This is a genomic window from Geitlerinema sp. CS-897, assembly GCF_028368005.1.
Taxonomy (GTDB): Bacteria; Cyanobacteriota; Cyanobacteriia; order Cyanobacteriales; family Geitlerinemataceae; genus Baaleninema; species Baaleninema simplex.
In genome coordinates, this window is record NZ_JAQNCQ010000029.1 from 1 (window position 1) to 9,837 (window position 9,837).

Sequence of the window (9,837 nt, forward strand, 5' to 3'; positions counted from 1 at the left end):
ATTTTCGGGTGAGGAACAGGTAACTAACCTCCTTAAAAACCTGGCATCGAAAGATGAGAACCGATGATTACTGAAGTTTGGCGGTTCCACAGGTCAAATAGCTCGTGTGGGTAAAAGCTTCAAGCGTCAAGCACGGAGACTTAGAATTTTTGAAGAACTCCACGCTCTCGGTCGGGCAGACCGGAACAGGTATCCCCCCTTAGCCCCCCTTGGTAAGGGGGGTTGGGGGGATGCGAAACGCGCCGGCGTGATGAAGATCTCTGGACATTTGGCTTACGGGTCAAATATGTAAGTCTTGTCGTTGAACTAAGAATCCCCACGCCGTGATAGCTGGGGAGTGTCAAAACTATCCCGTTTCTAACACTCTCATGCGGGGAGAAACGTTTAACTCGCCTCAAATTGTCTATGACGATCGCAACTTACCTTGGCTGTGGGTGGGAAGCTCATCGACCAATCATATTTGCTTCGTTCGAGCAAATTCGAGTTTCGTTCGACCCGTTCGAGTGTTAGATTTCCGTTTGTAAGTGGCGTGTGTGAGAATTCTAGCATAAGTCTACTCGTAGGGTGCGTTAGCGGGTGAAAGAATGTGGCAGAATTCAAATTCATGTACTTCCCGCGAACGCACCACCCACAATTTATCGACAATCTTGCGGGTTTTGTTACAGTAAAATTGAACCTACGACCTTCCAAGACCCATGACGAAGAAACTCACCATCCAACTGTCTGACGAACTCGAACAGCGACTTGCACAACGCGCTACCCAACTCAATCTGTCTCCAGAAACTTTCATCCTGCAAACTCTAACTCGCTCTCTCGAACTTCCCCAAGATCGACAAACACAGCCGACCCAATGGCCGGAGGAAATTCTCCACTTTACAGGAATTCCCGACTTGATTCCATTTGAAGATAACCGCGAAGAACTTCTTCCTCCTGAAGTAGCAGAATTGTTCTAATGCGTTACTTACTCGATACTTGTGTAATTAGCGACTTCGTGAAAGGAGAAATCGGTACGCAAACTCGAATGAAACAAACGTCTCCTAACGATATCGCAGTTTCGAGTATTACCGTCATGGAATTACGCTATGGTTTGAAGCTCAATCGGAAACGAGAATCAGAAATTACGCCGCTTCTGACTCGGTTCATGGATGCTGTTACCGTTTTGTCTTTTGATTCAGAAACTGCAGAGCAAGCTGCTCAAATTCGTCAGTTTCTCAAAACGTCAGGACAGCCAATCGGAGCTTATGATGTTTTGATTGCTGCTACCTCTTTACAACACGGTTTGATTATGGTTACAGCAAACGTCCGTGAATTTCAGCGAATTCCTAATTTAAACATTGAAAATTGGCGGCAGACGTAGTAATCCCTCGTAGGGTGGGTTAGTAGATTAGAAAACGATGTATTCTTCTGGTGAATTCCGAAAAAAGATTTTCTTGAAGATTGAAAGTATATTGTACACTTGACATCCTCACCACCGAAGGAAGGACTACGATCGCCCAAACCTCATGACTTAGGTTCCTGCTTTGCAGCACTTCCGCTAGATCCCTTCCCCCAGAACCCCGGCATCTCCAAGATGCCGAGGATCTCAACCTCGTCCCCACCTCATCCCCACCTCACACCGCGATGTAACGTTTTATAAACACCGTCTCGAACCGGAAGCCGAACCCGCACAATACAAAAGGTTCAGCCCGACAACACCCAAGTTACGATGCACTTACTGATTCCCGCCGCCGGTTCGGGGCGTCGCATGGGGAGCGATCGCAATAAACTTCTCCTTCCCCTCCTCAACAAACCCGTCATCGCCTGGACGCTCGAAGCCGCCGACGCTTCGAGCCAAATCGAATGGATTGGCTTGCTCTGTCAACCTCACGACTGGGACGACTTCAAAACCATCCTCAGCCAACTGTCGCTGAACAAACCCGTGCGTTTTATCCAAGGGGGCGACACGCGACAACAATCGGTGTACAACGGCTTGCAAGCCCTCCCCGACGACGCCACCCACGTCTTAATTCACGACGGGGCGAGATGTTTGGCGACACCACAACTGTTCGATCGCACTTGCGACGCCTTGAAAACCTGCGCCGGACTCATCGCCGCAATTCCCGTCAAAGATACGATTAAAGTCGTAGACGAGGCGATGACGATTTGCGACACGCCCGATCGCAACAACCTTTGGGCGGCGCAAACCCCCCAAGCCTTCGACGTCAAACTCCTCCAACAATGTCACGATCGCGGCCGTCGCGAAGGTTGGGAAGTCACCGACGATGCAGCCCTGTTCGAGAAATGCGGCTTGTCGGTGAAAATCGTCGAAGGAGAAGAAACCAACCTGAAAGTCACCACCCCCATCGATCTCACCATCGCCGAATTTATCCTGCACCATCGGTAATTCGAGGGGTCTCAATTTGCGATCGCTTGAGATCGCCTTACATTAAACTAGAAGACTAGACCATCCCATCCATAACAACCGAGAACCCATAGCAAACCCCTTAACCCTGCCATGCCACGGACACAACGCAACGATAACTTCATCGACAAATCCTTCACAGTGATGGCAGACATCATCTTGAAGATTTTGCCGACCAAACAGTCCTCGAAAGAAGCCTTCGCCTACTACCGCGACGGAATGTCCGCTCAAGCCGACGGCGAATATGCCGAGGCGATGGAAAACTACATAGAAGCCCTCAAACTCGAAGAAGATCCCAACGATCGCAGCTATATCCTTTACAATATCGGTCTGATCCACACCAGTAACGGCGAACACGAGAAAGCCTTAGAAAAATACTTTGAGGCTGTCGAACTCAATCCCCGGATGCCCCAAGCCTTCAACAACATCGCCGTCATTTACCACTTTCGCGGCGATCGGGAAAAAGCTGCCGGGAACGCCGACGAAGCCGAAGAGTGGTTCGACAAAGCCGCCAGCTACTGGAAAGAAGCCGTACGTCTGGCACCGAACAACTACATCGAAGCCCAAAACTGGATGAAGACCACCGGACGCGGTTCGATTGACGGATTTTAAACGAGTTTCAAGGAGAACTGATGACCCAGATCGACAAACAGGAAATCCATAAAGTGGCGCATTTGGCGCGTCTGGAAATGACGGAAGCCGAAGAAGAAGAGTTTTCAAACCAAGTGAGCGAACTGCTCGACTATGTAGAGCAACTGCAAGAACTCGACACGGACAACGTGCAGCCCACGGCTCATATTATGGACATGAGAAACATCGCGCGAGCGGACAAACACGCTAGTTATCCCCATCGCGACGATTTGCTCGACAGTGCGCCGGAACAAGAAGGTGAATTTTTCAAGGTTCCTAAAATTTTGTAAACTTCTGCCACACGTAGGTTATCGGTTTCTGGCGTCTGAGACATTCCAATTTTAGTTCGTCGGTTTTTTAACCATACAATTGACTTTATGTCAAGTTTCGTTCGGGCGATCGCCACGGCGAAATATTGTCATAAACGCACTATATCCCTGAAATTTTATAGATTTCGGGGTTTTTTGTGGGCGATCGAAAAATGGATGACGGTTGAAGAACTGACAACGGGGTGGCGATCGCACGTTTCGAGCGATCGCCGCTCTGACAGAACTGTGTACGTTGGTAACAAAGTTAAGCCTATATCCCAGTTGTCACGGGTGACCTGTATACAAAAATCTCTCTGCTACGCTAAATGTAGAATTGATGGATCCGATCTACCCTACCAATAGTGTATATACCTCGTTTATGCCTCAGTTTTCTCTAGATCTGAAAAGCGATCGCCCCCAAACTCCAATTTTAGGAGATCGGGTTTTCCCGCGAGGCTGACACGATAGAAAGACGGACGATTGAGAAGCGTTTTTAGAGATGACTTTCCATTTCAGAAAAATCGATCTACAATCAAATTAATATATTCCATCGTGCTTTGTGTATTTTGTTTTCACAAAGTTTCTTTGCAAGAATATTTTCAAAAATTAATTTTAAATCACACCAGCTACCAAGCTTAAAAGTAGGTTAAAGTTGTCGATCTTAAGCTTTTACTTCCAAAATTCGTGTATTTCCTCCTATCGATCGCGATCTCGAACTGAGTAAGGTTCGATCGATCCGGTCGCCGAGACAAATGAATTCAATGCGTTTATTTTATGTACTTTCAATCTCAGATCGTCATTCCTAAAAAGGTTATTCGTTCGAGCGATCGCTGCCAAAGTTCGCGTTTAGAATTTCCGAGTTTCTAAATTCGATCGGAGTCAAAAAATTGTTTTAAAAATCAATTTTACCAGAAACTCCTGCCCCCAAAACTGACTATGCGTTGGCTTACATCCCCCACCTCAACTCGATGGAAACCTCCTTTCCGGTTTGTCATCGTCGTCCCCTTCGTCTTACAAATTTGTGCCGCCGTAAGTTTGGTTGGATGGTTATCGTTTCGTAACGGACAGCGTGCCGTCAACGATCTCGTCGTGCAGCTAGAAGAAGAAGTCAACACGCGGGTCAAAGAACGACTCAACGCCTATCTCGCCGTTCCCCACGCCATCAATCGAAGCAACGCCAACGCCTTAGATCTCGGACAACTCGATCCCGACGACCTGCAATCGATGGAACGATACTTTTGGCGACAGATGCAAACCTTCGATCGCCAAGTCAGCTATATCCAATTTGCGCGGGCTGACGGCGAATTTGTCGGAATCGAACTCAACGACGACGGCACGCTAAACTACCAAATTACCGAAAACAGCGGAGAGCTACGCAACTATTCCATCGACGAAAACGGCGATCGCGATCGACTCCTAGCCGCCGCCCCCAACTACGATCCTCGCCGACGCCCGTGGTATCGCACCCCGTACCAAGCCCAAAAACCCACCTGGACGTCCGTATACGCTTGGATTCATCCTCCCACCCTCGCCACCTCTCTCGGAGAACCCTATTACGACCCAAGCGGTGAATTTCGCGGCATTTTAGCCATCGACTGGAGCATCGAACAACTCAGCGGCTTTCTACGAACCCTCAAAATCGGCAAATCGGGCAAAGTCTTTATCGTCGATCGCAGCGGAAAGCTCGTCGCCAGTTCCGCCGACATCCCACCGTTCGAGCTGTCCGACGGACAACCCCAACGCCTGCGAGCGAGCGAATTCGACGATCCCCTCATTCGCCAAACCGCCCGTTATCTCATCCAAACTTACAGCGACTGGGAACGAGTCCCGAAAGCCCGAGCGCTAGACTGGAAACTCGAAGGCGATCGCTACTTCGCCCAAGTCTTGCCCTTTACCGACAAAGCCGCCACCGGACTCGATTGGGCGATCGTCGTCGTCGTCCCCGAAGCCGACTTCATGGCTCAGATCGACGCCAACACCCGCACCACCATCGCCCTGTGCGTTGCTGCCCTTCTCGTCGCCACAGGATTGGGCATTTGGACGGCCAGTCGGATTACCCGTCCTCTCGAACGTCTCAGCCAAGCCAGCAGCGACGTGGCTCGAGGAGAATTCGAGCGACGAGTTCACGAAAACGGCATCCGCGAGCTTCAAAAACTCTCCGATTCCTTCAACCAAATGGCCGCCCAACTCCAAAGTTCCTTTGCAACCCTCGAAGAAACGAACCGCCATCTCGAAGAGCGCGTCGAAGAACGCACGCAACAGTTCCAAGCCGCCAAAGAAGCCGCCGAAGCTGCCAACCAAGCCAAAAGCGAGTTTCTCGCCAACATGAGTCACGAACTGCGAACGCCTCTCAACGGCATTCTCGGCTACGCCCAAATCCTACAGCGCAGCTCGGATCTCAACCAACACCGACAGGGCGTCGAGATCGTTCACCAATGCGGCTCGCACCTACTGACGTTAATTAACGACGTTCTCGACTTATCCAAAATCGAAGCTCGGAAAATGGAGTTGTACGAGAACGAATTTCACTTTCCGGCCTTTCTAACGGGAGTAGCTGAAATCTGCCAAATTCGCGCCACCCAAAAAGGACTGGGCTTTACCTACCGGTGCATTTCTCAACTTCCCGAAGTAATCCGAACCGACGAAAAGCGATTGCGACAAGTCCTCATCAACCTGCTGGGAAATGCCGTCAAATACACCAAACAGGGAGCCGTGAGCTTCCGAGTCGGCGTAATCGGCCATCTCGAAGCCACCGATGCCCGTTCCGACATCGCTGGCGAAGCGTCGGTCAAAGTGCGGTTCGAGATCGAGGATACCGGAATCGGCATCAGCGACGAACAACGCGAGAAAATTTTCCATCCGTTCGAGCAAGTGGGAGAAGCGGCCCAGATGTCCGAAGGAACGGGATTGGGGCTGGCGATCGCTCAAAAAATCGTCGCCATGATGGGAGGACAAATCCAAGTTCGCAGCATTTTAGGACACGGCAGCACCTTTTGGTTCGATTTAGTCTTACCGATCGCGCGAGACTGGGCGAACGTCGCGGCCGCCCGTCACGATAAAGTCGAAGGATACCAAGGGCCCAGAAAGACCGTTCTTCTCATCGACGACAAATGGGAAAACCGCTCGGTGGTGGCTCAGTTGCTGAAACCTCTCGGGTTCGAGGTTATCGAAGCACGAGACGGACGAGAAGGAATCGAGTTAGCCGAGCGTCACCAACCCGATTTAATTATCACCGACTTGGTCATGCCTCGACTCGACGGGTTCGAGGCGATCCGACGCTTGCGTCAAAAGCCGGAGTTCCAGCAAACACCGATTATTACCTCCTCCGCCAGCGTTTTTGAAATCGACAAGTCCCGCAGCCAAGAAGCGGGAGGCGACGACTTTCTCCCCAAACCCGTCCAAGTTGAAGAGTTGCTCGATTTGCTGCAACTGCATCTTCAGATCGATTGGCAGTACGCCGAAACACCGCCAGCGATCGCGTCCCAACCCACAGAATCGGCGATCGCTTCAAACGGAAAACATCCGATCGGTCCGCCGCCAGACGTGTTAGAAGAGCTGTTACATATGGCCAAGCGAGGTCATCTCAAAGGCATTAAAGAACGCGCCCGACAGCTCGCCGCCGAAGACGAACAATACAGTCCGTTCTCGCAAAAAGTTTCCCAACTCGTCAAGGGGTTTCACGAACGGGCGATTTTAGACCTCTTACACCACTATCAACAGTTAACAGTCGATCGTTGAAATCGCCAGTCACCAATGAGGACAGTTAACCAATTTGCCCCATCTCAACATCACCCCATCTCACCATCACCTCTCAATCCCCCAATAATGCTAAGGTTGTGCCAGGTCGTTGGTTTCAATTTTGGCTGCGTTATGAATCAACTTAAATTTCTCATCGTTGCGATTCCGAGCTTTGTGGGAAGCTTCATCGCCATCGATTTTCTGTACTACCTGTACAAAACCCTCAATCCTCACCCCACACCTCAATCTCACCACAACCCTCTGGTTCAGGAAGCGGTTTTGCTGTGTCAGCGTTTGGTCGAGGCCGAACGGGAGGCGTTTCAGGCGTATTTGAAATCGCCCGATGTCGATACCCTCAAGCAGTGGAAAGAACGTATCGTTCAACTGCGTCAACTGTACGCCAAAGCCGATATGCGCTATCAACGCCGCATCGCCAAGTTTGCGTAAACTGTTCCACGAAGAGAATTCATCTAGTCAGATCCCCGTCATCTTAGAGAGACCGGGGATCTTTCAGTAAACTACCATTCATCATCGCTTAGCGATAGATAAATGGCTTTCCGTAGCCCTGAGACTGCAAAACAGCCCCGAACCTCCGGGCCGGTTTACGGCGACCCCAATCAATTCGATAACCTTGGAACCATTGTCGTCAGCATCGCCAAGCCAGCCACAATTCCCGCATCGAAACGTCTTACCCTGACGATAGGACTTTCCTTTGACCGGATGGATATGCAGGCAGTGATGGCACGTTTGGCTGCTATAAGCAGGCGGCACGGCAAGCACCAACACGCCTTCAGTTATTCCCTTGTAAGACAGAAATTGCCGCAACTGATAAAACGCCCAGCTATTCGAGCGGCGGCGTTCGGTTTGGTTGCGAGGCTGTTGGTTGGTTCGCTCTCGAATCCCGGAAAGGTCTTCGATGGCAATAAATAGGCCTTGCTGTTTCGCAAAATCGACGATCTGACGACTGATATTATGATTTAGCCATTGTTGGTAGCGTCGCTCCTTGCCCGACAGCCGTTTCAAGACCTGTCTCGCCCGACGGCGAGTTGACCTTGTGCCTTTCGAGGCTTTTTTTTGGAGCGACGCCCGAACGCGAGCGTACTTGTCTCGCTTTTCCTGAATGTCTTTGCCGTTCCAGCGCTGCCCTTTTGACGTTACGGCAATGTCGCGGCGTCCCAGATCCACACCCACAGCACTTTGCGAATCGCACATTTCTGGCGCTGACCTTTTGACCTGGATGTGGAGATAATACAGACCGTCGCGATGCTTGCACAGTTGCGCCGAAGTCGGCTTTTGTTCGCTCAGTTTCCCTTTCTGGTAAGGGGCGGCAACGATGGGGACTCGAACCCGCCCACTCGTTGTAGAAAGGCTAACCGTCCAATCGTCTTCCCGGAATGAAAACACTCTCGCATCGTAATCGACACTGGTGGGTTTGAATGCGTTGACTTCGCGCCCTTTTGCCTTTGCCGTTTTTCGGTTTGCGGCGACTCGCGCACAGGCCCGAACCGCAAGATTGGCACTCAGTCCGAAGGATTCTCGCAGTTGCCGATAGACCAACGACTGAATTGTTGTTTTGCTGGTCACAGCCGGACGAACGACAGAGTTTGTAAGGTTACAGGCTGCGGCAAATGCTTGTGCCGTCGCATCGAGGGCGGCACTTTGCTCGGCGGTGGCCTTTAACTGGCAAACGACAGTCAGGATTTGTTCCATGCGATAATTGTACTATTATTTGAGGGTTGCCGCGCAAGTCTTAAAGTTGCTGTCCCGGCATTCCTCCCGCGCTTCAATCAGAGATTAGAAGCGGAGCATCCTGCCGGGGTTTGGTGAAAAGGGAAGAGGGAAAAGTGAGGATGATTTCTACTGTCGACCTAAAAACTGTCGAACTTCCTCCGCCGTCGGTTGAGCGGCGATCGCACCGGGTTTCGTTGCCGTCAATCCCCCCACCGCACTAGCGTACTCCACCATTTCTCGCACCGTCTCCGCCTCCTGCAACGCCTCAACCCCCCGCAAACAGAGTTGGTGAACGAATCCCGCCGCGAAGCCGTCTCCCGCTCCCGTAGTATCCTGCGCCTGCACCGAAAACGCCGGAATATCCCCAGCCACCTCGCCGAAACAGTAAGAACAGCCGCGACTGCCTCGCGTCACCAACACCCCGCTAACCTGGGGCAGATGTTGCGCCACCACCGCCGCCTCGGGCGTCTCGAACAACCATTGAGCTTCGTCGTCCGAGAGTTTGAGGAAATCCACCGTTTCCACGATCGCTCGAATCTTCGCCTTCGCCGCCGCTGCATCCTGCCAAAATACCGGACGCCAGTTCACATCGATGAGAACCCGAACACCGTGTTTCTGCGCCAGTTCCCGCGCCCTTGCGATCGCCGCCTCGCTATCGGGACAGGCCATTTCCAGGGTTCCCGTCACCAGGAAGTCCGCCGACTCGAAGAGAGATTCCGGTAACGCCTCAGCTTGTAGGTGCGTGTCCGCGAACTCGCGGGTATCGAACTCGCCAAATCCGGCAAACTCGCGATCGCCTTCCGTCGTGCGTACCACGTACACCTGTCGCGTCGGTGCCGTCGGGTGTCGCTGAATTCCCGTGCGATCGACCCCCACCTCTTCTAACAATCGCACTAACTGATTTCCCGGTTCGTCTTCCCCGATACATCCAACGAATCCCGCCGAAGTCCCCAGTTTCACCAACGCACAGGCAACGTTCGCGGGTGCGCCGCCGGGGTACGGCGTCCAAGATTCGACCGCTTCGCCGGG

10 protein-coding genes are annotated in these 9,837 nt (G+C 51.7%); 7 read left to right on the forward strand and 3 right to left on the reverse strand.

What is annotated here, in order from left to right; all coding sequences use genetic code 11:
* Positions 1-695 precede the first annotated feature (695 nt).
* From POG22_RS01300 to gatC, 5 genes are all read left to right on the forward strand, one after another.
* Positions 696-953: a hypothetical protein gene (locus POG22_RS01300; protein ID WP_017659425.1), complete on the forward strand. Its 258-nt coding sequence runs from the start codon at positions 696-698 to the stop codon at positions 951-953.
* On the forward strand, positions 953-1,357 hold the full coding sequence (locus tag POG22_RS01305) for a type II toxin-antitoxin system VapC family toxin (protein ID WP_074170935.1): 405 nt from the start codon (positions 953-955) through the stop codon (positions 1,355-1,357). The genes POG22_RS01300 and POG22_RS01305 overlap by 1 nt, the downstream gene beginning before the upstream one ends.
* A 348-nt stretch (positions 1,358-1,705) precedes the next feature.
* Positions 1,706-2,383 carry a 2-C-methyl-D-erythritol 4-phosphate cytidylyltransferase gene (ispD, locus tag POG22_RS01310; protein ID WP_063717655.1) on the forward strand — a complete coding sequence of 226 codons (678 nt, stop codon included), beginning with the start codon at positions 1,706-1,708 and terminating at the stop codon, positions 2,381-2,383.
* A gap of 111 nt (positions 2,384-2,494) precedes the next feature.
* A complete protein-coding gene (locus tag POG22_RS01315) occupies positions 2,495-3,013 on the forward strand; it encodes a photosystem I assembly protein Ycf3 (protein WP_063717654.1) in 519 nt (172 codons plus the stop codon).
* A 20-nt stretch (positions 3,014-3,033) separates the two neighbouring features.
* The gene (gene gatC, locus POG22_RS01320) at positions 3,034-3,321 is read left to right on the forward strand and encodes an Asp-tRNA(Asn)/Glu-tRNA(Gln) amidotransferase subunit GatC (protein ID WP_017659432.1); all 288 of its coding nucleotides are present in this window, start codon (positions 3,034-3,036) and stop codon (positions 3,319-3,321) included.
* 155 nt (positions 3,322-3,476) lie between these two features.
* Here the strand turns inward: gatC and POG22_RS01325 are convergent, their stop codons facing one another.
* Entirely contained in the window at positions 3,477-3,602 is a 126-nt protein-coding gene (locus tag POG22_RS01325) for a hypothetical protein (RefSeq protein ID WP_498903170.1), read from the reverse strand.
* 673 nt (positions 3,603-4,275) lie between these two features.
* On the opposite strand from POG22_RS01325, the gene POG22_RS01330 reads away from it, so the two are divergent.
* Entirely contained in the window at positions 4,276-7,077 is a 2,802-nt protein-coding gene (locus POG22_RS01330; protein WP_498903172.1) for a hybrid sensor histidine kinase/response regulator, read from the forward strand.
* A 132-nt stretch (positions 7,078-7,209) separates the two neighbouring features.
* Complete coding sequence (locus POG22_RS01335; RefSeq protein ID WP_017659434.1) at positions 7,210-7,524, forward strand: hypothetical protein; 315 nt, start codon at positions 7,210-7,212, stop codon at positions 7,522-7,524.
* A gap of 81 nt (positions 7,525-7,605) precedes the next feature.
* On the opposite strand, the gene POG22_RS01340 is transcribed toward POG22_RS01335, so the two are convergent.
* Positions 7,606-8,787 carry an RNA-guided endonuclease InsQ/TnpB family protein gene (locus POG22_RS01340; protein ID WP_074170934.1) on the reverse strand — a complete coding sequence of 394 codons (1,182 nt, stop codon included), beginning with the start codon at positions 8,785-8,787 and terminating at the stop codon, positions 7,606-7,608.
* 147 nt (positions 8,788-8,934) lie between these two features.
* The coding region (locus POG22_RS01345; RefSeq protein ID WP_498903174.1) for a carbohydrate kinase family protein at positions 8,935-9,837 on the reverse strand (903 nt) is incomplete at its 5' end.

Coding starts and splice junctions, on each gene's coding strand:
- POG22_RS01300 (WP_017659425.1), top strand. CDS start 696: ATGACGAAGAAACTCACCATCCAACTGTCTGACGAACTCGAACAGCGA.
- POG22_RS01305 (WP_074170935.1), top strand. CDS start 953: ATGCGTTACTTACTCGATACTTGTGTAATTAGCGACTTCGTGAAAGGA.
- ispD (WP_063717655.1), top strand. CDS start 1,706: ATGCACTTACTGATTCCCGCCGCCGGTTCGGGGCGTCGCATGGGGAGC.
- POG22_RS01315 (WP_063717654.1), top strand. CDS start 2,495: ATGCCACGGACACAACGCAACGATAACTTCATCGACAAATCCTTCACA.
- gatC (WP_017659432.1), top strand. CDS start 3,034: ATGACCCAGATCGACAAACAGGAAATCCATAAAGTGGCGCATTTGGCG.
- POG22_RS01330 (WP_498903172.1), top strand. CDS start 4,276: ATGCGTTGGCTTACATCCCCCACCTCAACTCGATGGAAACCTCCTTTC.
- POG22_RS01335 (WP_017659434.1), top strand. CDS start 7,210: ATGAATCAACTTAAATTTCTCATCGTTGCGATTCCGAGCTTTGTGGGA.
- POG22_RS01340 (WP_074170934.1), bottom strand. CDS start 8,787: ATGGAACAAATCCTGACTGTCGTTTGCCAGTTAAAGGCCACCGCCGAG.